At 36.9% G+C, this 22,505-nt stretch carries 21 protein-coding genes; 15 read left to right on the forward strand and 6 right to left on the reverse strand.

The genetic code is table 11. The annotated features are described in order from the left end of the window. Positions 1-33 precede the first annotated feature (33 nt). Genes WFH39_RS14370 through WFH39_RS14380 form a run of 3 tightly spaced genes read right to left on the reverse strand, consistent with a single transcriptional unit; the run spans position 34 to position 1,781 of the window. Positions 34-1,137, reverse strand: a complete 1,104-nt coding sequence (locus WFH39_RS14370) for a DNA topoisomerase IB (protein WP_336690425.1) — start codon at positions 1,135-1,137, stop codon at positions 34-36. A 9-nt stretch (positions 1,138-1,146) separates the two neighbouring features. Further along, entirely contained in the window at positions 1,147-1,290 is a 144-nt protein-coding gene (locus tag WFH39_RS14375) for a phosphatidate cytidylyltransferase (RefSeq protein WP_336690426.1), read from the reverse strand. Positions 1,291-1,343: 53 nt separating this feature from the next. Further along, positions 1,344-1,781, reverse strand: coding sequence for a DUF6526 family protein (locus tag WFH39_RS14380; protein ID WP_336690427.1), 438 nt, complete (start codon positions 1,779-1,781; stop codon positions 1,344-1,346). 416 nt (positions 1,782-2,197) lie between these two features. Between WFH39_RS14380 and WFH39_RS14385 the strand changes: the two genes are divergently transcribed. Continuing rightward, positions 2,198-3,967 carry an aminopeptidase P family protein gene (locus WFH39_RS14385; RefSeq protein ID WP_336690428.1) on the forward strand — a complete coding sequence of 590 codons (1,770 nt, stop codon included), beginning with the start codon at positions 2,198-2,200 and terminating at the stop codon, positions 3,965-3,967. A 591-nt stretch (positions 3,968-4,558) separates the two neighbouring features. Continuing rightward, on the forward strand, positions 4,559-5,944 hold the full coding sequence (gene mnmE, locus WFH39_RS14390) for a tRNA uridine-5-carboxymethylaminomethyl(34) synthesis GTPase MnmE (RefSeq protein ID WP_336690429.1): 1,386 nt from the start codon (positions 4,559-4,561) through the stop codon (positions 5,942-5,944). A gap of 378 nt (positions 5,945-6,322) precedes the next feature. On the opposite strand, the gene WFH39_RS14395 is transcribed toward mnmE, so the two are convergent. From WFH39_RS14395 to WFH39_RS14405, 3 genes are all read right to left on the reverse strand, one after another. Continuing rightward, the gene (locus WFH39_RS14395; protein WP_336690430.1) at positions 6,323-6,583 is read right to left on the reverse strand and encodes a hypothetical protein; all 261 of its coding nucleotides are present in this window, start codon (positions 6,581-6,583) and stop codon (positions 6,323-6,325) included. Positions 6,584-6,811: 228 nt separating this feature from the next. Further along, on the reverse strand, positions 6,812-8,302 hold the full coding sequence (locus tag WFH39_RS14400; RefSeq protein ID WP_336690431.1) for a contractile injection system tape measure protein: 1,491 nt from the start codon (positions 8,300-8,302) through the stop codon (positions 6,812-6,814). A gap of 46 nt (positions 8,303-8,348) precedes the next feature. Next, complete coding sequence (locus tag WFH39_RS14405; protein ID WP_336690432.1) at positions 8,349-8,669, reverse strand: hypothetical protein; 321 nt, start codon at positions 8,667-8,669, stop codon at positions 8,349-8,351. Positions 8,670-9,180: 511 nt separating this feature from the next. On the opposite strand from WFH39_RS14405, the gene WFH39_RS14410 reads away from it, so the two are divergent. From WFH39_RS14410 to WFH39_RS14470, 13 genes are all read left to right on the forward strand, one after another. Further along, the gene (locus WFH39_RS14410) at positions 9,181-9,726 is read left to right on the forward strand and encodes a DUF4255 domain-containing protein (RefSeq protein ID WP_214590345.1); all 546 of its coding nucleotides are present in this window, start codon (positions 9,181-9,183) and stop codon (positions 9,724-9,726) included. A gap of 41 nt (positions 9,727-9,767) precedes the next feature. Then, a complete protein-coding gene (locus WFH39_RS14415; protein ID WP_336690433.1) occupies positions 9,768-11,153 on the forward strand; it encodes a phage tail sheath family protein in 1,386 nt (461 codons plus the stop codon). A 79-nt stretch (positions 11,154-11,232) separates the two neighbouring features. Next, positions 11,233-12,882, forward strand: coding sequence for a phage tail sheath family protein (locus WFH39_RS14420; protein ID WP_336690434.1), 1,650 nt, complete (start codon positions 11,233-11,235; stop codon positions 12,880-12,882). A 40-nt stretch (positions 12,883-12,922) separates the two neighbouring features. Continuing rightward, complete coding sequence (locus WFH39_RS14425; RefSeq protein ID WP_076394813.1) at positions 12,923-13,354, forward strand: phage tail protein; 432 nt, start codon at positions 12,923-12,925, stop codon at positions 13,352-13,354. A 25-nt stretch (positions 13,355-13,379) separates the two neighbouring features. Then, positions 13,380-14,717 carry a phage tail sheath family protein gene (locus tag WFH39_RS14430; RefSeq protein WP_336690435.1) on the forward strand — a complete coding sequence of 446 codons (1,338 nt, stop codon included), beginning with the start codon at positions 13,380-13,382 and terminating at the stop codon, positions 14,715-14,717. A 41-nt stretch (positions 14,718-14,758) separates the two neighbouring features. Then, the gene (locus tag WFH39_RS14435) at positions 14,759-15,190 is read left to right on the forward strand and encodes a phage tail protein (RefSeq protein ID WP_076394813.1); all 432 of its coding nucleotides are present in this window, start codon (positions 14,759-14,761) and stop codon (positions 15,188-15,190) included. A gap of 2 nt (positions 15,191-15,192) precedes the next feature. Continuing rightward, complete coding sequence (locus WFH39_RS14440; protein WP_087711256.1) at positions 15,193-15,660, forward strand: phage tail protein; 468 nt, start codon at positions 15,193-15,195, stop codon at positions 15,658-15,660. A 199-nt stretch (positions 15,661-15,859) separates the two neighbouring features. Further along, positions 15,860-16,021 (forward strand): DUF5908 family protein, encoded by a 162-nt coding sequence (locus WFH39_RS14445; protein WP_336690436.1) that lies wholly within the window; start codon positions 15,860-15,862, stop codon positions 16,019-16,021. Then, complete coding sequence (locus WFH39_RS14450; protein WP_336690437.1) at positions 16,021-16,767, forward strand: CIS tube protein; 747 nt, start codon at positions 16,021-16,023, stop codon at positions 16,765-16,767. The genes WFH39_RS14445 and WFH39_RS14450 overlap by 1 nt, the downstream gene beginning before the upstream one ends. 1 nt (position 16,768) lies before the next feature. Beyond that, positions 16,769-18,514 carry a type VI secretion system tip protein VgrG gene (gene vgrG / locus WFH39_RS14455; protein ID WP_336690438.1) on the forward strand — a complete coding sequence of 582 codons (1,746 nt, stop codon included), beginning with the start codon at positions 16,769-16,771 and terminating at the stop codon, positions 18,512-18,514. 2 nt (positions 18,515-18,516) lie between these two features. Beyond that, on the forward strand, positions 18,517-18,807 hold the full coding sequence (locus WFH39_RS14460) for a PAAR domain-containing protein (protein ID WP_076394823.1): 291 nt from the start codon (positions 18,517-18,519) through the stop codon (positions 18,805-18,807). Between the two features lie 113 nt (positions 18,808-18,920). Beyond that, positions 18,921-19,331 (forward strand): GPW/gp25 family protein, encoded by a 411-nt coding sequence (locus WFH39_RS14465; RefSeq protein WP_087711249.1) that lies wholly within the window; start codon positions 18,921-18,923, stop codon positions 19,329-19,331. Between the two features lie 89 nt (positions 19,332-19,420). Continuing rightward, positions 19,421-22,495: a baseplate J/gp47 family protein gene (locus WFH39_RS14470; RefSeq protein WP_336690439.1), complete on the forward strand. Its 3,075-nt coding sequence runs from the start codon at positions 19,421-19,423 to the stop codon at positions 22,493-22,495. Positions 22,496-22,505 lie beyond the last annotated feature (10 nt).

Genomic DNA, 22,505 nt, shown 5'->3' on the forward strand with positions numbered 1-22,505 from the left:
CGAATTGACAATTCACCATTCACCATTGATTCCCTACATTTTCTCAGTTTCTAAAATTTTTAAAACTAATTTTTCTTCCTGTGTGAGATCTGCTTTACCATCATTTTCCTCTATTTGTTCAAGCTCATCAAGATACTTTTTGATGGTGTTGTTTTCATACAGATTAATAACCAAAGGATGGACATAATATTTTCTGCATACCGTACTTGTATTTCCAAGATGGGAAGCAACTATTTCAAGGGCTTCTTTTACTTTTTTCTTGTATTCTGTATGGGTTTCTGCATAGCCGATTTCCTTAAAAGCAATCAGAGCATTTACGGTTCCCGACCACGTTCTGAAATCTTTCGCCGTAAAATCTTCACCGCTGATTTCTTTAATATAGTCGTTTACCATTCCGGAGTCTACAGTATGGCGGTTTCCTTCATCATCAATATACTGAAAAAGCTCTCTTCCGGGAATGTCTTTGCATTTCTGTACAAGTCTGGAAAGCCTTCTGCTTTTCAGATCAATATCATGCATTACGCCTTTTTTTCCTTTAAAATGAAAGGTTATTTTCTGTCCTTTAACCTGAACGTGTTTCTCCTTTAAAGTCGTTAAACCGAAAGAACCATACAATTTTTCATACGCATTATTGCCAATTCTTATGTTGGTTCTCTGCATTAAACTTACGATCAGTGCAAGAATCTTTCTTTTTTCAAAATTTCTTAAGGCTAAATCTTTCTCCACCTGAAGACGAATATCCGGTAAAGCATACCCGAACTGAAGCATTCTGTAAAACTTTGTGTGATTTCTCAAAGCACTCCAAAGCGGATGGTAACGGTATTGTTTACGCTTTTTAACATCGAAACCTGTCGCCTGAAGATGTCCGTTGTCCAGCGCACAGATCCAGACATTTTCCCACGCAGGAGGAATAACCAGATTGTTAATTCTTGTAATTTCTTCTTTATCTCTGATCTTTTCGCCGTCTCTGTAGTAAGAATATTTTTTTCCGGTCTTCTTCCTGGTAATTCCGGCCGTTTCTGCATCGGTGGTATATATAAGATGTACCGCCTTTGCAGAGGCTACCGGATCTTTCATAATTTTTACGATCTTCGAAGGCTTCAGATGTGAAATGAGTTCTAAGTCTGAATTTTCCATACGGTTTGGTTAAGAGTTCCTACCCCTTGAAAACAGCCATAAGATAATAGCTATTACGGCGACTACTACGATAATTCCCCACCACATTCCTGCTTTAAAGATCGTTTCTACTGCTTCGCAGCTTGTTAAAGTCAGCAGACACAATGCGGTCATGCTGTATAAGCTCCATTTTTTCATGATTAATTTATTATTTGGTGTTTGTTATTTTATACTCTGTGATGATCCGGTCGCCATCTTTTTATTGATCTCTTGATCTCATCGCCCGAAATATTATCATTCAGTGCTTTGTAAAGAAGTTCTTTAAACTCATCATCGTAAGAAAATCTCAATGCAGCGATCTGGTCAAATTTCAGTCTGTTTTCAACCTCATCAGATCTCTGCTGGAAAAGTTCGTAATACCTCTGTTTAAATTCTAATCTAACCAATCGGTTCTGTAAAACCAAGGCATAATGCTGTCTCAGCATAATCGCAAGATAGAAAAGAAGAAAAATAATAGCAGAAAATAAAATCCAGATCAGTTGGTTGGTTTCATCATTAAAGATTTTATAAATGCCAAATATTTCCAGTCCCAAAAGCAATGGAAGATAAATGAAATGATGTGGCGGATAAAATTTCCTGTGATTTTTGTAATTCTGACTTTCCATATTTTGTAAGTAAGCAATAACCTTTCCAAAATGTTAAATTTTAACAACAATTGATTTTTGTGGTATCTAAATATTATCGTTTTCTTATCCGTAATTTGAAATTTCTGATTTTTTATCATCATTAAAGGATTGTTTTCAGGAGCTTTTTCCGGCTTTCCGCACTCGCTGTTTCTTGATTTTGGGATTTGCGGCGGCTCCGCCGCCGCAAATCCAAAAATCAAGAAACGAGCTCAGACAAATGCTGCAATCCGGGCTAGGATTTTTACCGTTCCACAAACATTTGCCATTTCAGAAAATCAAGAATAACAGGAACAGAAAAAAGTTGAATCATGCAGAAACAGTTTAAAAACAACAATAATTTCATCTTCAAAACTCAAAAAAATCGTAACTTCACCTCTTTAAAAAATTAAGATAAAATGACTTCAAAGGAAAAAGTAGCTGCGCTTCGTGAAGAAATGCAGAAAAATAATGTTGATGCATTTATAGTATATTCCGCAGATCCTCACATGAGCGAATATCTTCCGGAAGAATGGCAGGAGAGAGCATGGCTATCGGGATTTTTGGGTTCTGCAGGTTTTGTGGTAGTTACAAAAGATAAAGCGGGACTCTGGACAGACGGAAGATATTTTACACAGGCTCCGATCGAACTGGCTGGTTCAGGAATCGATCTTTTCAAAGACGGAATGGAAGGAACACCTCATTATATCGACTGGATCATTTCTGAAATTCCTGCAAACGGGAAAGTAGTGGTAAATGCTTTGGCAACTTCTCACGCCAACTGGGAACTTTTAACACAGAAATTAAACGCAAAAAATATTACCCTTGAAGACCTTCCTTTACTGAAAGAAATTTGGAAAGACAGAGGAACACCTTCGAAAAATCCAATATATGTACATCCAGTAGAAAGAGCGGGGAAGTCCGTAGTAGACAAAATCGCGGCAATACGCCAGAAAATGGAAGGTATTGAGGCAACGGTACATATCATTTCAAGCTTGGATGATGTAGCATGGACGCTGAATTTAAGAGGAAGTGATGTAGAAAGCAATCCTGTATTTTTAGGCTATATCATCATCACTAAAAACGATGCGAAATTGTTTACAGATCTGGATAAACTTGAAGTAGAAGCCAGAAAACAACTGGATGAAGCATGGGTGAAAATGATGCCTTATGAAGAATTCTACAACTGCCTGAAAGAATTTAAAAACGAAAAAGTTCTCGTTTCACCAAACAGCAACCAGTCGATTTTTGAAGCTTTGAAATCTGAAAACGAATTCATTAAAGCTCCGGTTCCCGGAAATCTGATGAAAGCCCAGAAAAACGAAACAGAGCTGGAAGGATTCAGAAAAGTAATGGTAAGAGATGGCGTTGCAATGGTGAAATTCCTTTACTGGCTGACTCACAACGCCGGAAAAGAAGCCATGAACGAATATTCTATCGGTGAAAAACTGAGAGGTTTCCGTGCGGAAGGTGAAAATTTCGTAGGCGAAAGCTTTGGAAGCATCGTTGGTTATAAAGACAACGGAGCCATCATGCATTATTCTGCAAAAAGCGAAGGAAGCAAAGAAGTTACCAATGATGCAAGTATTCTTGTAGATTCCGGAGGTCAGTATTTGGAAGGAACAACAGATATTACAAGAACTTTAGCTTTAGGAACGGTTTCTGATGAGTTTAAAAGAAATTCAACATTGGTTTTGCAGGGATTAATCCGTTTATCGATGGTGAAATTCCCGAAGGGAACAAGAGGGGTTCAGTTGGATGCGATTGCAAGACTTCCGCTTTGGATGGAAGGGAAAGATTACAACCACGGAACCGGACATGGAGTAGGAAGCTTTATGAACGTTCACGAAGGGCCGCAAAACATCAGAAAAGATATGAATCCGCAGGAATTATTGGTAGGAATGGTCTGCTCAAACGAACCTGGGTATTATCTGGAAGGTGAGTACGGCATCCGTCATGAAAACTTGATCGCCGTAAAAGAATCTGAAACCACCATTCATGGTACTTTCTACGAATTTGAGACTTTAACATTCTGTCCGTTCTTTAAAGATACCATTGTGAAAGAAATTCTTTCTGAGGAAGAGATCAACTGGCTGAATGCTTATCACAAAACGTGTGAAGATAAAATTGCGCCATATTTAGAAGGAGAAGTAAAAGACTGGTTCCTTGAACTGGTAAGTCCTTTGTAAAAGAAAATAAACAGATAAAAAAATCGTCCTGTAAGTATTTGCGGGGCGATTTTTTTGCATTACCGTATTTTTACGGAGGTGTTTTTAGGGTTTATCCTGAAAAATTAAAATGAAACCTAATTTATCTTTGTATCAACAAAAAGACATCATTCATATCTTCATATAGTAAATTCAAAGCAGGTAATCATCTCAGTCCTTGAGGTGATTTTTTTATTTATATGTATTGCCTGATGGAAATTCCCCTCCTTTGGAGGGGTGGCGAAAATTTCGAAGAAATTTTTGACGGGGTGGTTATAAATTGGAAAAGATAAACTTTGCTTTAAAGATGAATTTAGAAAACCAATAATTAATTTCCGACATTCTTAGCCCGGATAGAAACGGTTACCCCGCAACAAATATTGGAAGCAATGGCAAAAGCTGTGGCTTGTTTGGCGTGAGGAGTATGAGTGGATAGCCGGAAACAGCTCCAAAAAAAATGCTTGAAAGTCTTGAGATTGATTTTTATGTTACTGAAAATATTTTGAACTCGTAAAATTATTGCAATAGATAAAGGATATTTTTGTTTGCGGTTAAAAACCGTAAATTTGCAGTATGAATAACGATACCATTTGTGCGTTGGCAACTGCCAATGGAGTAGGTGCTTTAGGAATTATAAGAGTTTCGGGGGATGAAGCTTTAGCTGTTGTGCAAAAGTCTTTTCCGGGGAAAAATTTGGCAAAACAGAAGTCTCACACCATTCATTACGGATATTTTATGGATGGAGAAGAGGCGATTGATGAAGTGATGCTTTCTATTTTTCTGGCTCCGAAAAGTTTTACGACGGAAAATTCTGTGGAAATTGCTTTTCACGGGTCGCCGCACATTGGAAAACGTATTCTTGAAACCCTAATTAAAAATGGGGCAAGGATGGCAAAAGCCGGCGAATTTACGCTTCGAGCTTTCATTAACGGAAGAATTGATCTTTCTCAGGCTGAAGCGATTGCTGATGTTATTGCGTCTGAAAATGAGGCTTCGAGAAAAGTGGCAATTAATCAGTTGAAAGGAGGAATTACCAACGAAATTTCTTTCCTGAGAACCGATTTGCTAAATTTTGTATCTTTAATTGAACTGGAACTCGATTTTGCAGAGGAAGATGTAGAATTTGCGGACCGATTGGCTTTGGTTGAGCTTTTAAATAAAATCGAAATAAAGTTAAATTCCCTTATTGAAAGCTTCCAATACGGAAATGCCATCAAAAACGGAACTGCAGTTGCCATCATCGGAAAACCGAATGCCGGAAAATCGACTCTTCTCAATGCTTTACTAAAGGAAGAAAGAGCGATTGTAAGCAATATAGCAGGAACAACGAGAGACACGATAGAAGAGGTTCTTCATATAAAAGGTCATGCTTTCCGCCTGATTGATACGGCAGGATTGCGTGAAACAATGGATGAAATTGAAGCAATTGGTGTGAAAAAAGCCAAAGAAAAAGTAGAAAATGCCAATATACTGGTTTATTTAGCCGATGCTGCAACAGAAGATTTTTCCGAAGACATTGAAATGATCCAGTCTCTGCAAAGAGATGAGCTGAAACTGATTATTTGTGCAACAAAAATTGATGAGGTTTCTCCTGTAACATATGAAAAAGTTGAAGATATTTTCAGAAATGCAATATCTCAGGAATTTGATTTTATTAAAATTTCTGCTGTTGAAAATCAGAATATTCAGGATCTTAAAAATGAATTGTCTTCTTACGTAGAGCAGTTAAAAGCTTCTGAAAACAATGTTGTGATTACCAATCAGCGTCATTTTGAAGCTTTACAGAAATCTTTGGAAGCCGTACAAAAAGTAAAAGAAGCAATTACTTTCCAAATTTCCACCGAGCTTTTAGCCTACGAACTGAGAAACGCTCTGGAACATCTCGGAGAAATTTCGGGCGAGGTCACAAATGATGAGGTTTTGGGGAATATTTTTTCGAAGTTTTGTATCGGTAAATAATAGTAATAAAAGTAGTATCTCGTTATCTATGTAAATGGGATACTACTTTTGTTTATTTTTTTATTTTCCAAATACTTCTTATAATTAGTATTTTTAGCTTTATCTAGAAATAATCTCTCCAGTTTTAGGATCATATGTATATTTTTCAGTAAAACTTTCTGGTGTTTCGGGATTTCCATTTCTTGGTTCTACACTATATTAGCTTATATAAGGCGCTTTTTAAATTTTCATAAAAGATAGTATAGTTGTATTCTTCTAAACAAGTTGTTGCAAGACGTATCAATATATTTACGATTACTCAATATCTCTAAATTTATGATTTTTCAAAAATAAAACTGCTTTTAAAAATTAAAAACAGTTTTATAGATTTTATCATTTTTATTCCAAAGTATATTTTTTTAAGTAATTTAAGCCTTGTGGGGTAATAGAGTAAAACCAATTGCTTTCATCAGAAATAATGAGTTGTTGTTCTTTCATTTCTTTTAATAAATTTAATAACTCATAACCCCAAAGAGGTGCATTATTTTCAGTATTAAAAAGATTTGAATTAATTAAAATATCTAATCTTTTATACTCTATTTTGGATTTTGCCATGTGTATTGTTTCTAATACTTTTAAAACTCTGATTTTCTTTTCCATTTATCACATAATCTTTTCTTTTTTATATCCGAAATGATATACTTTTAACAAAAGCAATTTTTCAGGACTATGTTGTCTTGTACGTATTTGTTAACTTGAGTTGTAGAAATATTATAAAGTAACTAAATATTAATTAAAAAATTGGATAATCTAATTGGAAGTTCGTTTTTATTCGGGTAAAAATTTTAATGCATAATATTGAATTAAAAAATGTATATAAAATAAACCTTACCAGTTCACAAACATAAACTGATTCTTCCACGGAAGCTTCACAAGACCGATTCCCCACGAAAGTCTTTCCAGCAAAATATCCTGCGTTTTTCGTTCTACGGTAAGAGTGCAGTCGTGGTCGATGACAACCAGTTTTCCGGGACGTTGAAAAAATTCATTCTGAAGTAATTCTGAAGATGATGTTTTCATAGCGCTCCAGTTATGCTGAACACTTTCTATCAGATTTTTGACTTGAGTTTTGTGTTTACGCGAAAGCTTAATATGTCGGTTGATCGATTGATGAAGAGGAATATTGCACAAAAATTTCTCAAATATCATGTCATATTCAGGAGCATTTATTTTTCCGGTAGCAATATAATGAAGCAGATGCGCACCCAATTCCGGATCTGAAAGCTGATTAGTTTTCTTGTCCAGAAGATCACAATGCTCAAAAAAAGTTTTCATAAACGGATGAATCAGAATCAGCCCGGCATTTTGAACATATTGTCCTTCATCAGAAACAATTTCATCATCTTTTTCTTCAGAATTTTTGCTATTTTGCATTACCTCATCGTTGGTTTCCGTAAAATTTTGCTGATTTTTTTTCGTTGTCTTTTTTGTATTTTGATCGTTTTTGATGAATGTATCTTCAATTTTTTCAATCAATTCAGCTTCTTTGACCACCGGTAATATCTTTAATACTGTTTTTACATTCTGAAGATTATCTTTTGCAGAAGATGAAACTTTTAATAAAATTTCGGATTTCAATATTTCTTCTAAAAAATAATCCTCAATATGGATGCTAGGAGATTTCAGATGCCTCGACAAAATATTTAAAATCAATCTCCATACAATGATTCTGTTCATCTTATCCAGCTTTGAGATCAACTGTGTAATCTCAGATTCTAAATTGATTTTTAATGCTTTATCTTTTAAAATAACATTGCATAATTGGGCAATTTGTCCGTCAGAAAGCTGATGAATGATTCTTTCCTGCACATTTCTTTTAGAAAAAACAGGAAGAATACAGCTTTGAAAATTTTCAGCCTGAATAATAGCATTAAATACTTTTGGCTCAAGCAGAGAAAGACTTTTTTTATCAGAATTCCACCATGGCATACTTCCTCTTTCCAAAAAATAAATAAAGCTCTGAAGAATTTTTTCCTGATTGGTTACCAGATACGCTTCAGAATGATTTGCCGTAAACTCATCTGAATTTAAAACAGGGTTTGTAATTTCAGATAATTCTTCTTCGAAAACTTTTGCAATTCTATCTTTCAGATCAGAATTTAATGTGCTGCTTTTTACATCCAGATTCAATTCCAGTTTAGGGATCTGCAAAATATGGTCTTCTAATCTATGTTCAAAAGTACTGAGGTATTTTTCTATTTTCGGAAACACATCCATCGACAGAAAACTGTTGATGTCGTCTTTTATACTCAATCCTTTTTCTTTATTATTTACCGTAATTTCAATAAAAACTTTCTGAATGATATGATCTTGTTTCACATTAAATAAATTTGGGTTATACAATGGTGGAATTACCGTAAAATGCCTATTTCTTGTCAAATTCTCCACCCCAGAAACCTGCAGGACAAAGGCTGTATTTGGACCTCTGTTTTGCACTCAGTCTGCATCCGCAACCTCTTATAAAGCCGTCTTTCGGAGCTTCTGAAACTTCAAGAGTCTGAGGATGAATCCATTTTTGGGTATTGCAGTTGTTTCCGTTTTTTAAAGGACAGGCATTACAGATTTCTTCTCTTACAGAAAAAACAACTTCTTCGTCCTGATTTGCCATGCCTAGTTTTGATCTTAATTCATTAAAATGGCCGCCAATGATTTCATTGCGCTTGCCAAAAAGAGTTTTAATATTCATTGTGATTAAAGTTTAAATTATGGGGTCAAAATTAGAAGAAGAAAAACCGTAAAACGAATAATAAGACCTCGCTGTTCTGTCTTTGCAGTAGATCATAAACTTATGTTCTGATAATAAAAACGATAAATTTTTTAATTCGGAGAAGGATGAAATCTGATCAGATTTCGGAATCAGATCTTTTCAGATATTGATACTTGAAAAATATTGAGCGGATAAAAAAATCAAAAGAGAAATCTTACAACATTATACTTAAAATAATCATTTTTTATTCCTTAAAATCATCTTCAGTTAGCAGTGTTTATTTCACAAGCCTTAGATCAGGATAAATTTTTGTTAAATTTTATGGGTGTTAATTATTTGATTATCATTATTTTATATTGACTTATTTTTTAGGTTAAAAGAAAATTCAAAAAAAGCATTTACTGCAAAGACAGGATGGAGCCCCCAAAATATTCGTTTTTTAAGTCGGGCGGATTGTATGTTTGCACCATAATACTAAAGAACAAAAATTATGATAAAAGAAGTATTAACAGTTTTAAAAAATGAATTGCATTCTGCCGGTTTAGCAGATGTTGTTGTTAACGACATCGCAAAGCATGAAGACGGAGCTGCGGGACTTGATAATAAAGTGGTGATTACCTTACTGAATGTTCAGGAGGAATCTACCATGAAAAATATCTCAAGATATGTAAAAAATACATCCAATGTTACAAAAATGGAAAGTCCTTCGGCATATGTAAATCTTTTCGTAATGGTTACAGCCAACATGACGGATTATGACAGTGCTTTAATAAACATTTCAAAAGTTATTGAGGTTCTTCGTGCAAAAAATGTATTGGAATATGTTGCAACCGGTATTGGGGAAAGCAATTTTACTTTCAGAACAGAAATGCATGCCGTACCGTTTGAGCAGCTAAGTTACATCTGGGGTTTGTTGGGCGGAAAGATCATTCCTTCCGTAATGTATAAAGTAAGTGTGGTTAAGATTGGAGCTAAAAATATTTCTGATGTTCAGCTTATTAACGATGTTGATATTAAGGATATTACGGTTAAATAATATCAGAAAACAAATAACCCTTTAATTTAAAATTTATGAACATGCCAAATCCGACGACACCCGGTGTTTCTATTGAAGAACTGCCAAAACTTCCCAACTCCATTGCATTAGTAGAAACTGCAGTACCTGTATTCATAGGATATACCGAACGAAAGCCTTCCGAAGATAATAATACAAGTATACCTGATTATAAGCCTGCTAAAATTAATTCTCTCTTGGATTTTGAGAAAAAATTCGGGAGCGCAAAAATGGAAAGTATTACATTAAAAGATACAGATGCAGGAATAAAAGTTTTAGAACCAAAGGCAAAATTTTTAATGTATTATTCGTTACAAATGTATTTTGCTAATGGAGGCGGTGCTTGCTATATCGTTTCTGTGGGAGTTTACAATGCAGCACAGGTGGAAAAAAATCTTTTGGAATCAGGGTTAAATTTAATCAATAATATAAAAGAACCTCTTCTTCTTATTTTTCCGGATGCCATATCATTAAATTCTCCAAATGACTTTCATGCCTTATATAATACAGCAATTGCTAAAGCCGAATCTGCAGGAGAATCCAAAAATATGTTTGCCCTATTAGATACCTACTACGGAAATTCCACTACAAAAATCGGAAATCTTACTGCAGTGGAGAGTTTCAGAAATACAGTAAATTCCTCAAGTTATGCAGCAGCTTATTTTCCTCATCTGAAAACGGTTTTAAATTATCATTTTGATGAAAAAATAACTCCTGTTTCTCACCTCGATACGCAGAATCAGCCCGTTGGAATTGCCAATGGGGTAACATTAGAGTCCCTGAAAACAGCAAATTCTTCATTATACAATCAGATAAAAGAATTACTGAAATCTCTGAAAGTAGTTTTGCCGCCATCATCTGCAATAGCAGGAGTTTACGGAAGAATAGACAATACGAGAGGAGTCTGGAAAGCTCCTGCAAACGTAAGTCTAAATTATGTAACAGCTCCGACAGAAAAAATTTCTGATGATGAGCAATCCGGTCTTAACATTGATGATGAAGGAAAATCAATCAATGCCATCAGAAACTTCACAGGAAAAGGAACCTTGGTTTGGGGAGCCAGAACGCTTGATGGAAAAGACAAAAAGGAAGATGAAAAAGATAACGAGTGGAAGTATATCCATGTACGCCGTTATTATAACATGCTTAAACAGTCAATAAGCATAGCACTTAATGAAAAATTTATCAATCAGCCTCATGTCATTCATACATGGTTAAGGGCAAAAGCAATGATTGAGAATTTTCTTAATCAGCAATGGATAGACGGAGCATTGGCGGGAAACTCTCCTAAAGAAGCTTACAAAGTTGAGGTAAAATCCGGAGGAACAAACATCATGGATGTAAAAATTGAAGTAGCCTTAGTACGTCCTGCAGAGTTTATTGTATTAAATTTTTCTCACAAACTATAAAAAAACCAAAATCAATCACAACAAAATATTGAAGTTCAGCTTCGAGTGATAATAAATATTAACTTAAAATTTTTAACAAATGAATTACAAAACCCCTGGAGTCTATGTGGAGGAAGAGGCAAAATTTCCGCCTTCCGTAGCGCAAGTTGAAACAGCTATTCCCGCTTTTATCGGATATACAGAAGGAGGGACACAAAACAAACCCACCAGAATCTCGTCCATGCTGGAATTTAAAGAACTTTTTGGAAAAGCATATGCCGAAACTTTTGCTGTAGCTTTCAAAGATGGTGCTGCAACAGCAGTTCAGCCAAAGGTAAGCGATTTCAAAATGTATTACGCGATGCAAATGTATTTTGCCAATGGAGGCGGACCATGCTATATTGTTTCGGTAGACAAATTTGAATACAAAGAAAACGGCGTAATAAAAGAAAATAAAGTAAGTCCGGCTAAATTAGAAGCAGCTCTTGATTTACTGAAAAAAGAAGACGAGCCTACACTTATTGTTTTTCCTGATCTTCAAGGTTTGGTAGCAACGGATGATGAAGTAGCAACTGCTCAAGCCTTTGCTGATGCTGCCGAAGAAGGTGCTGATGCTGCTTTACTTGCTATTAATGCAGCTACAGCGGCAAAAACTGTTGCTGACACGGCGCTTACTCAGGCTCAACAAGCTGCTGCCGCTGCACCTAATGATGTGGATCTTGCTGCGGCTGTCGTAAAAGCTCAATTAGCAGCTGCGGCTGCGGCTCAGGCATTAATTGATGCTAATTCTGATGCGGAAACAGCATCTGATATTAGCCTTGCTGCTGATGCCAATGTAACGTCTGTTAAAAATGCGAATGATGGACAAACTATTAAAACTGTTTATTCTTTGTATGACAGTGCCTTAGATCAGGCAGAATCTATGAAAGACAGGTTTGTTATTATGGATGTTTTAGGAGATGATGCCACTTTCAGAAATAAAGTAACTTCTACAGGACTAAAATACGGAGCAGCTTATTATCCGAACCTTAAAACAATTTTAACGTACGCTTTTAAAGAAGATAAGGTTTCTGTGATGGGTGCTTCCGGCGCAACAACTTTAGCAGAATTAAAATTAAAAAATTCTGAACTGTACAATCAGGCTAAAGCGGCAATTGAATCCAAAAAAGTAGTCTTAGCTCCATCTTCAGCAATGGCAGGTGTTTACGCTAAAGTAGACAGCACTTCCGGAGTATTCAAAGCTCCTGCAAATACAGGACTTAATTATGTTGATTCTCCCGTGATTAAAATTTCCAATAAACGTCAGGATGAACTTAACGTAGATCCGACTTCAGGAAAATCCATCAACGTTATCAGATCTTTTACAGGAAAAGGCACATTGGTTTGGGGCGCAAGAACGCTTGACGGCAATAGCAACGAATGGAGATACATTTCAGTACGCAGATTCTTCAACATGGTAGAAGAATCCGTGAAAAAAGCAACAGAACGATTCGTATTTGAACCGAATACAGCCAATACATGGGTTCGCGTACAGACTATGATCGAAAACTTCCTAAACCAGCAGTGGCAGGACGGTGCATTGGCAGGAAGCAAGCCGGAAGAAGCTTATTATGTAAGCGTTGGCTTAAACAAAACCATGTCTGCACAGGATATCCTTGAAGGCAGAATGATCGTGGAGATCGGTATGGCGGCAGTTCGTCCGGCAGAATTTATTGTTCTTCGTTTCTCACACAAACTGCAGGAAGCTTAAAAATTAAACAAACAAATAACAAAATTAAATCAAGACAATTATGAATACATATCCATTAGTAAAGTTTTCCTTTGAAGTAGACTGGGGCGGAACAAATATCGGTTTTCAGGAAGTTTCGGGATTAAGCATCGAGCGCGATATCATTGAATACAGACAGGGAGCAAGTCCGGATTTCAGCAAGATCAAAATGCCGGGAATGGCAAAATTCGGAAACATTACTTTAAAAAGAGGAACTTTCAAAGGTGATAACGATTATTTCGAATGGTTGCAGACGGTTCAGATGAACACGGTAGAAAGAAGATCGATCACGATTTCTCTTTTAGACGAAAACGGTGCACCTGCCGTAACATGGAAAGTGAAAAATGCCTTCCCATTGAAATTACAGTCAACCGATCTGAAAGCTGAAGGTAACGAAGTAGCAATTGAAACTTTGGAAATTGCTCACGAAGGTTTAACTATTGAACATAACTAAATATTAATTTTAAATTTTTAACAAAATGAATTACAAAACACCAGGTGTTTACGTGGAGGAACTGGCAAAATTTCCGCCTTCCGTAGCACAAGTAGAAACAGCGATCCCTGCTTTCATCGGATATACAGAGAAAGGACCAAAAAATGAGCCGACAAGGATCTCTTCCATGTTGGAATACGAAACGCTTTTCGGAAAAGCAAAAAATGAAGCTTTTTCACTTAATATAGTTCCTGCGACTGCAAATGCGCCAAGAACGGTTACGGCGACTTTATCACCAAGTCCCTTCAAAATGTACTATGCGATGCAAATGTATTTTGCCAATGGAGGAGGACCATGTTATATCGTATCTGCGGGAGATACGGCATCAGGCTTTCCTGCTGCGGTAGATTTTGATGATCTGAAAGATGGTCTTGACACTTTGGAAAAAGAAGATGAACCAACACTTATCGTTTTCCCTGATGCTGAAGGTTTAAGCTTAGTGAATGCTTATAATCTATACGGCTTAGCTTTAGATCAGGCAGAATCAATGAAGGACAGATTCGTTATTATGGATGTTATTGGAGATACCGATGATGCAGTTGATGATTTTAGAGATAATGTAACTTCCGGATCAAGCGGAGAACGTTTAAAATATGGAGCTGCTTACCATCCAAAATTGGAAACAGTTCTTACATACAGCTATGATCCGAAGATTACTGTCGGAACCAATACATTGGAACATTGGAAAACAAATGACTCCGATTTATACAATCTTGCGAAAAATGCTATGGAATCTCAAAGAGTCGTATTAACTCCGTCCTCAGCAGTTGCGGGTGTGTATGCTAAAGTAGACAGCACTTCCGGAGTATTCAAAGCACCTGCTAATGTTGGACTTAGCTATGTAGTGGCTCCTACAGTAAAAGTTTCTCACGAAGATCAGATGACTCTTAACGTAGATCCGACTTCAGGAAAATCCATCAACGTTATCAGATCTTTTACAGGAAAAGGCACATTGGTTTGGGGCGCAAGAACGCTAGACGGCAACAGCAATGAATGGAGATACATTTCAGTACGCAGATTCTTCAACATGGTAGAAGAATCCGTAAAAAAAGCAACAGAACGTTTCGTATTTGAACCGAACACAGCCAATACATGGGTTCGCGTACAGACGATGATCGAAAACTTCCTGAACCAGCAGTGGCAGGACGGAGCATTGGCAGGAAGCAAGCCTGAAGAAGCTTATTATGTAAGCGTTGGCTTAAACAAAACCATGTCTGCACAGGATATTCTTGAAGGCAGAATGATCGTGGAGATCGGTATGGCAGCAGTTCGTCCGGCAGAATTTATTGTACTTCGTTTCTCACACAAACTGCAGGAAGCTTAAAAATTAAAACAAACAAATAACAAAATTAAATCAAGACAATTATGAATACATATCCATTAGTAAAGTTTTCCTTTGAAGTAGACTGGGGCGGAACAAATATCGGTTTTCAGGAAGTTTCGGGATTAAGCATCGAACGCGATATCATTGAATACAGACAGGGCGCAAGTCCGGATTTCAGCAAGATCAAAATGCCGGGAATGGCAAAATTCGGAAACATCACTTTAAAAAGAGGAACTTTCAAAGGCGATAACGATTATTTCGAATGGTTGCAGACGGTTCAGATGAACACGGTAGAAAGAAGATCCATTACGATTTCTCTTTTAGACGAGAACGGCGCACCTGCCGTAACATGGAAAGTGAAAAATGCCTTCCCGTTGAAATTACAGTCAACCGATCTGAAAGCTGAAGGTAATGAAGTAGCAATTGAAACTTTGGAGATTGCGCACGAAGGTTTAACTATTGAACATAACTAATCATGGCTCTTTTATATCCTCCAACCAGTTTCTCTTTTATTGTTAACGGGATTTCGACAACAGAGGGTATTGACTCCAGATTTCAGTCTATATCTGGTTTATCTACAGAAATTCAGGTCGAAGAATATGCCGAAGGAGGCGAAAACAGATTTCTTCATCAGCTTCCTCTGAGACCGAAATATGAAAATTTAGTTCTTAAGCGTGGACTGATCGTAAGTTCAGGATTAATAAGCTGGTGCAGAAATGCAATGGAAAACTTCGAGTTTGAACCCAGAGATCTTGTCATTACACTTTCAGGAGGACTTCAGTCTACAGCCCCTTTAATGGTCTGGAATGTAGTGGGAGCCTATCCGGTAAAATGGAACGTTTCAGAATTCAACGCAGAAGAAAGCAGGCTTGCTATTGAAACAATAGAGCTGAAATACAGATATTTCAAAATACCCTCATCGTTAGCAAGTTTAGGCTTGTAATTTCTAAATCAAATCTAAGCACTTACCGTGTGTTAGTTTTCGGATAACATTCAGCAAAAATTTTAAGATAAAAAAAATAAAGGATTGGTCTATAACAGGACTGAACACACGCTTTATGTGCTTAGATTTTTTTAAATAAATACGTTAAATAATTGGTTTTAAGTTTTTTACGTATTAATAATTAATTAAAATAAACGAAATGCCAATAGAAATAAAAGAGCTTCACATTAAAATAAATGTGGACGAAAAAGCAGCCGCAACGACAACTGAAGCGCCGGTAGACGTATCAAAAATCATGCGGGCAGTGAGTGAAAGTGTAGAGCAAATAACAAATATTGAACAACGTAAAAAAGAAAGATAATGGGAGGAAAAATCAAGAAATTAAGAATAACGGCTTATAGTGACTCTACATATACATCAGATAAAAAAATAGGAAAATTCCCAAATGGTGCTGATAATCCTTTCTATATTCTGATTAATCCGACAAGTTTTTCTGTAAATCATAAGATAGAATACAATGAGGAGATTCCTCAAGGAGGGACGACAAGTGATCCAAAACATAGTAAATCACTTCCCCCGAGTTTACAATTAGAATTTTTATTTGATGGGACTGGTGTTACAGAATTAAATTCAGGTAATACTCTTCTAAACAAAATAAAGAATAAAAGCTCCTTTGCAAAAACAGCCGTGTTAGACCAGATTGCTGACTTTTATGTAGCTACAGGAAGTTATGATGGCAAGATTCATAAACCTTACAATGTTACTATTAACTGGGGAGAGTTTGAATATAAAGGCGTTCTTTCAGAGTTTACAATAGATTATAAATTATTCAATAATGACGGAACACCTTTAAGAGCCATTGGAAAAGCAACTTTTGTAGGATCTGTTAGTCAGGAACTTGAAGCAGCAAGATTAAAAAAAAGCTCTCCAGACCTTACCCACAAAAGAACCGTACAGGCAGGAGACACTTTACCCTTAATGACTGAAAGAATTTACGGAGACTCCAAATATTATCTGGAAGTTGCTAAAGTTAATAATCTCATCAATTTCAGACAGTTGAAACCGGGAACTGAACTCTACTTTCCACCCATAGAAAAAATAGCATAACATGAACAACAGCGGATACATAAAAACATCAAAAAATCCGGATCTGATCACTTTTAAAGTAATGTCCGGAGGTACCGAATTGCCCGGAAAATATGGGGTAAAAAGTATTGTTATAGAAAAAGAAGTAAACAGAATTCCTTATGCCCGCATTGTTATTTTGGATGGAAGCGTACCGGAACAGGATTTTAAACTAAGCAATGAAGATCTTCTGATTCCCGGAAAAGAAATTGAAATTACCGCAGGTTATCATTCGGACGAAGAAAGCATTTTTAAAGGAGTTGTTGTAAAGCACAACATCAAAGTAAGAAACGGCTCTTCCTATCTCATCGTAGAATGCAGAGATAAAGCGGTGAAAATGACTTTAGGCAGAAAAAGTAAATATTTCTACGACAGTAAAGACAGCGATATTATCGGAGAACTGATCAGTAACAACGGATTGACTGCCGATGTTCAGGCTACTTCAAATTCACACAAAGAATTGATTCAATACAGAGCTTCCGACTGGGATTTTATGCTCACCAGAGCACAGGCAAACGGAAAACTTTGTTTTGTAGAAGACGGAACCGTTAAAATAGCAAAACCCGATTTCAGTAAAAAAGAAGTGGAAACAGTAGTTTACGGATCTTCCGTACATGAATTTGACGGAGAAATAGACGCAAGAGATCAGTTCAAAAAGATTTCAGCCAAAACATGGAGCTATACCGATCAGGAACTTACAGAAGTAGAAGCTCAGGATCCTGCCGTAAAACTTAACGGAAACCTTTCACCGGATGATCTGGCAAAAGTATTTGGAATAGACGATCTGCAGCTTAAACATGGCGGAAATCTTACCCAAAGCGAACTTCAGGACTGGAGTGATGCAAAGGCAACTTTCCAGCAATTGGCGAAAACCAGAGGAAGGGTAAAATTTCAGGGGATTCCGGCTGTAAAACCGGGAGTTTCATTAATGCTGCAAGGCGTAGGAAACCGTTTCAACGGAAAAATTTACGTAACAGGCGTCCGTCACGAAATCGCGGAAGGAAACTGGCTTGTCGATGCACAATTCGGGCTTTCTCCGACATGGTTCTCAGAAACGTACGATGTAAGTGAAATGCCGGGTTCAGGAATTATTCCTTCCATTAGCGGACTGCACATCGGGAAAGTATCCCAACTGGAATCCGATCCTGATGGAGAAGACAGGATTCTGGTGCAGATCCCGATCATCAATAACGAAGAGGAGGGAATCTGGGCGCGTGTAGCCACACTTGATGCAGGAGAAAACAGAGGATCATTCTTCAGACCGGAAATCGGAGATGAGGTAATCATTGGTTTTATTAATGATGATCCCAATGATGCAGTAGTTCTGGGAATGCTTAACAGCAGCGCAAAACCGGCTCCTATTGTAGCTTCCGATGACAACAACGAAAAAGGATTTGTTACCCGCAGCAAAATGAAGATGATTTTTAATGACGATAAAATTTCATACACCCTTGAAACACCAAAAGGCAAAAAAATAACTGTAGACGAAGATGCAGATGTCATTAAAATAGAAGACGAGCATAAAAATACTCTTACCCTCAATAAAGACGGGATCAGTATGGAAAGTGGGAAAGACATTAAGATCAAAGCAAAAGGTGATATTAAGATGGAAGGAACCAATATCGGTATCAAAGCATCCGCACAGTTCAAAGCAGAAGGAAGTTCCGGTTCTGAGCTTAAATCAGGCGCAGTAACCGTCGTAAAAGGATCTCAAGTTAAAATCAATTAATCATGAAACCGGCAGCAAGAATTACAGATATGCATACCTGTCCGATGGTAACGGGAACTACCCCGCACGTTGGCGGACCCATCATTCCGGCAGGAGAACCCACCGTATTGATCGGAGGTAAACCCGCAGCAAGAGTAGGAGACAAAGCAATATGCACAGGTCCGCCGGATACCATTGCAGCAGGATCTTCAAGCGTAATGATCGGCGGAAAACCAGCCGCAAGAATGGGAGATTCTACTGCTCACGGAGGCGTAATAAGCGCGGGTGAAGCAACTGTTTTAATAGGCGGATGAAACACATTCTGCAAGATTAAAAAATGTAAAAACATCAATAACAAAACGGTTAGAAAACTAAAACTCTATGTTACAGATGCGAGATGTTACAATTAAATATAATACAAGAACGTATGAAAATAAATACAGATTTTTTAGGAATAGGCTGGAGTTTCCCGCCTGAGTTTAATGAGACTGAAGGAAAGCTGGTAATGACTACAGATGTGGAAGACATTAACAACAGTCTGATCATTTTACTCTCCACAAGACCGGGAGAACGCGTCATGTTCCCCGATTACGGATGCGACCTGCAGGAAATGCTTTTCAAACCTTTGGACTTAACGCTGATTACCCAAATGAAAGGAATCATCGAGCGTGCCATTTTATACCACGAGCCCAGAATAAACATTTTAAATATCGACATCGATACTCAGGAAGAACTGGAAGGCGAAGTGTTGATAAAAATTGATTACGAAGTAAGGAATACGAATACCAGAAGCAATATGGTTTTCCCTTTCTATAAAGGTGAAGCTACTGAAATATAAATAATTACGGGATGTCTGTAACCATTTTGAATACTACCGAAACATTACATTAAGTATTGCATCTGACCATAGAATATAAATATAAACAAATGAAAAAAACAGATACATTTTCACATTATCGTGAAGGAAAATCACAAATGCAGCGCTTTTTAGCGGATCTGGATCCCGGCAATCTCGAATTGCACGACTTCGATCTGTTCGATTGGCTGCTATTTGCAAACAATTTTGCCAGTCATGTAAATTTTTTTGAAAAAGATGCTGATACAGCAATACCAGATAAGAAGTGGGGGAACTTTTTCTTTGGTGATGATACCAATGCTATTCCGCGCAGAGAAAGCGTAGAGTACAAGAGTATGAAAAAACAGGTTACAGATCTTATTTCCCAGTTTGAACAGGACAGCAATCTGACGCCTCACCTTACTTTGTTCGTCTGCTTTCTGAAATTGCTGGATTTTTCCAAAAAAGCTTTCAATAATTTAACGAAAAGACATCTGGATTTCTACTATAACGAGATCCTTCAGATTCAGAAAAATGATGCTAAAGAAGACAAAGTCTATGTGATTTTTGAATTGGCTAAAAAAGCAATTCAGGAAAGAATTCCGGAAGGAACACTTCTGGACGGAGATAAAGATGCGGAAGGAAAAAAACGGATCTACAAAACCAATAATGAACTGATTGCCAATCAGGCAAAAGTAGTTGAAATTAAAAGTCTTCTTAATGACGGCGGAAAACAAGAGCTTAAAATGGCTCCGGTTACCAATTCTGCCGATGGTTTGGGCGAGAAACTGCCGGAAGGCGGAAACTATTGGTGGCCGTTCGGATACAATGCTGAAGAAACAGCTTCGGAAAAATCGATCTATAAAGAACTTCCAAAAGCGAAACTGGGATTTTCTGTAGCATCATCTTTATTCGATTTAAAAGAAGGAGACAGAACAATTACCCTGAAAATAGATTTCAACGCAAATTCTGTTCAAAAATTAAAAGACCTTGTAAAAGAAGACTTTCAGAACAACATCAAAGTACTTTGCAGCGGGGAAAAAGAATGGCTATCCGACATTGCATTACAATGTACTGAAAATGGAGAAACAGGAACCAAAAGTGATAAAAAACACCGTTTAACCTTTTCTTTAACATTACCGAAAGATTTTCCTGCCATCGTAAAATACAATAAAGATGTTCTGAAGGAAACTTTCCAGACCAGCTTTCCTGTTCTCAGATTCATGATTGAAGGGAAGAAATATTATGAAGTCTATGAAGCTTTTTCAGAAGCATTGGTCAACAATATTGAAGTTTCTGTAGATGTAAAAGGAATAAAATCTCTTCAGATTGAAAATGACAATGGAGAACTGAATTCCGAAAAATCCTATTATCCATTTACTGCGCAGCCGATCAAAGGTTCCAATTTTTACATAAAATGTCCTGAAATGTTCTCTAAAAAGTGGAATACCGCAGACATTACCATCAATTGGAAAAACACGCCGGCTTCCATAAAGGATTTATACAGCGGGTATATCATGGAACCGGATACAAATATCAGTCAGCAGGATTTTAATAATTTGAAAAATTCGTCAGTTGTAACAGGAGACGATTATTTTAAGATCGATACAGCGGTGTTAGACAAAGAAATCTGGCACAATCAGGAAAGTGATATTGCTTTATTTAAAAAGAATGGAAATGTTTACCAGACACAGTTTTCTGTAAAAAGCACCAGTGATGAAGCAGGTACAGGCGAAGCGATCAGGGTAAAACTGAAGAAATCTTTATTACAGGACTTGTATCCTAAATTATATACGCTTGTTTTATCAGATCCTCAAAAAGCAAAAGTAGTTCCGAACGAACCTTATATTCCTTTTGCCGAAGATATCGAACTGAGCTACAGCGCAACAGAAACTGCATACCATTCTTTAAGAAAAGATTCTGAAGGAGAACTTCTGAAAAGTGAAGAAGTACAGATGTATCATGAAGATGCTTTCGGGCAGTATGAAAAGGAAATCGATACGAAAACCATTGTTCCGGTACATCAGAAAGGAGGCGAATTATACATCGGTCTGAAAGCAGTTCCACAAATGACGGTTTCCCTTCTCATCCAGATGCTGGAAGGAAGCGAAAATCCTTTAGCCGAGACTTTTGAAGAAAAAGAGTATATCGAATGGAGCATCCTTTCCGGAAATACATGGATTGATCTTTCAAACTCTATGCTGCAGAATGATTCTAAAAAATTCCTGGAATCCGGAATTGTAAAATTCAAAATTCCAAAAGATATTAATTTGAATCACACAAGATTTACAGATCAGTTAATCTGGGTAAGAGCAAGATCAGGAAGAAGTTACGATGCGGTTTGTAAATTTCAGGGAATATATACACAGGCAGTTCTGGCAACATTCCAGAATCAGAACAACGATCTGTCTCACTTAAATAACGGTTTGGAAGCCAATACGATTTCCAGACTTATTACCAGAGTTCCGCAGGTAAAATCGGTGAGCCAGCCGTATAACTCATTCGATGGAAAATACAAAGAAACAGATACAGAATTCTACAGAAGAGTAAGCGAAAGACTGAGACATAAAAACAGAGCCATTACACAATGGGATTACGAACATCTCGTTTTGCAGGAGTTTCCGGAAGTTTTCAAGGTAAAATGCCTGAATCATACTTCAGAAAAGTCTTATCTCGCTCCAGGATACGTTACACTGATGGTTGTTCCGAATATTAAAAATAAAAACGCTTTTGATATTTATCAGCCAAGAGTAAGCAGAGCCACGCTTAACAGAATTCAGAATTATATCAATGAATTGAATACCATGCACATCAACGCTCAGGTAATCAACCCGAATTATAAAGAAGCGAAGGTAGAAACAAAGGTGAAATTCTTCGATCAGTATGATGAAACATTTTACACAAAACAGTTAGACGAAGACATCAAAAAGTATATATCGCCTTGGGCTTTTACAGACACTAAAGATATTGATTTTAATGTGAAACTGAATGTTAATCAGCTCATTAATTATCTGGAACAACTGCATTATGTAGACTACGTTGAGGAGACCAGTATATTGGTAAATAATGTTTTACAGACACAGTCTTTAATCGAAGTAGATCCGAAATCCATACTCGTATCTGCCAAACAGCACAAAGTTACTATTGCAGAACCGGTATGCCTTTAATAACAAACAA

The sequence above is a fragment of the Chryseobacterium sp. MMO-72 genome (assembly GCF_037146035.1).
Taxonomy (GTDB): Bacteria; Bacteroidota; Bacteroidia; order Flavobacteriales; family Weeksellaceae; genus Chryseobacterium; species Chryseobacterium indicum.

Bases quoted from the DNA above. Each gene is read 5' to 3' on its own strand.
- mnmE (WP_336690429.1), top strand. From the start codon at position 4,559: ATGAATAACGATACCATTTGTGCGTTGGCAACTGCCAATGGAGTAGGT.
- WFH39_RS14430 (WP_336690435.1), top strand. From the start codon at position 13,380: ATGAATTACAAAACACCAGGTGTTTACGTGGAGGAACTGGCAAAATTT.
- WFH39_RS14415 (WP_336690433.1), top strand. From the start codon at position 9,768: ATGCCAAATCCGACGACACCCGGTGTTTCTATTGAAGAACTGCCAAAA.
- WFH39_RS14435 (WP_076394813.1), top strand. From the start codon at position 14,759: ATGAATACATATCCATTAGTAAAGTTTTCCTTTGAAGTAGACTGGGGC.
- WFH39_RS14375 (WP_336690426.1), bottom strand. From the start codon at position 1,290: ATGACCGCATTGTGTCTGCTGACTTTAACAAGCTGCGAAGCAGTAGAA.
- WFH39_RS14420 (WP_336690434.1), top strand. From the start codon at position 11,233: ATGAATTACAAAACCCCTGGAGTCTATGTGGAGGAAGAGGCAAAATTT.
- WFH39_RS14465 (WP_087711249.1), top strand. From the start codon at position 18,921: ATGAAAATAAATACAGATTTTTTAGGAATAGGCTGGAGTTTCCCGCCT.
- WFH39_RS14460 (WP_076394823.1), top strand. From the start codon at position 18,517: ATGAAACCGGCAGCAAGAATTACAGATATGCATACCTGTCCGATGGTA.
- WFH39_RS14425 (WP_076394813.1), top strand. From the start codon at position 12,923: ATGAATACATATCCATTAGTAAAGTTTTCCTTTGAAGTAGACTGGGGC.
- WFH39_RS14450 (WP_336690437.1), top strand. From the start codon at position 16,021: ATGGGAGGAAAAATCAAGAAATTAAGAATAACGGCTTATAGTGACTCT.
- WFH39_RS14470 (WP_336690439.1), top strand. From the start codon at position 19,421: ATGAAAAAAACAGATACATTTTCACATTATCGTGAAGGAAAATCACAA.
- WFH39_RS14370 (WP_336690425.1), bottom strand. From the start codon at position 1,137: ATGGAAAATTCAGACTTAGAACTCATTTCACATCTGAAGCCTTCGAAG.
- vgrG (WP_336690438.1), top strand. From the start codon at position 16,769: ATGAACAACAGCGGATACATAAAAACATCAAAAAATCCGGATCTGATC.
- WFH39_RS14410 (WP_214590345.1), top strand. From the start codon at position 9,181: ATGATAAAAGAAGTATTAACAGTTTTAAAAAATGAATTGCATTCTGCC.
- WFH39_RS14385 (WP_336690428.1), top strand. From the start codon at position 2,198: ATGACTTCAAAGGAAAAAGTAGCTGCGCTTCGTGAAGAAATGCAGAAA.
- WFH39_RS14395 (WP_336690430.1), bottom strand. From the start codon at position 6,583: ATGGAAAAGAAAATCAGAGTTTTAAAAGTATTAGAAACAATACACATG.
- WFH39_RS14440 (WP_087711256.1), top strand. From the start codon at position 15,193: ATGGCTCTTTTATATCCTCCAACCAGTTTCTCTTTTATTGTTAACGGG.
- WFH39_RS14445 (WP_336690436.1), top strand. From the start codon at position 15,860: ATGCCAATAGAAATAAAAGAGCTTCACATTAAAATAAATGTGGACGAA.
- WFH39_RS14380 (WP_336690427.1), bottom strand. From the start codon at position 1,781: ATGGAAAGTCAGAATTACAAAAATCACAGGAAATTTTATCCGCCACAT.
- WFH39_RS14405 (WP_336690432.1), bottom strand. From the start codon at position 8,669: ATGAATATTAAAACTCTTTTTGGCAAGCGCAATGAAATCATTGGCGGC.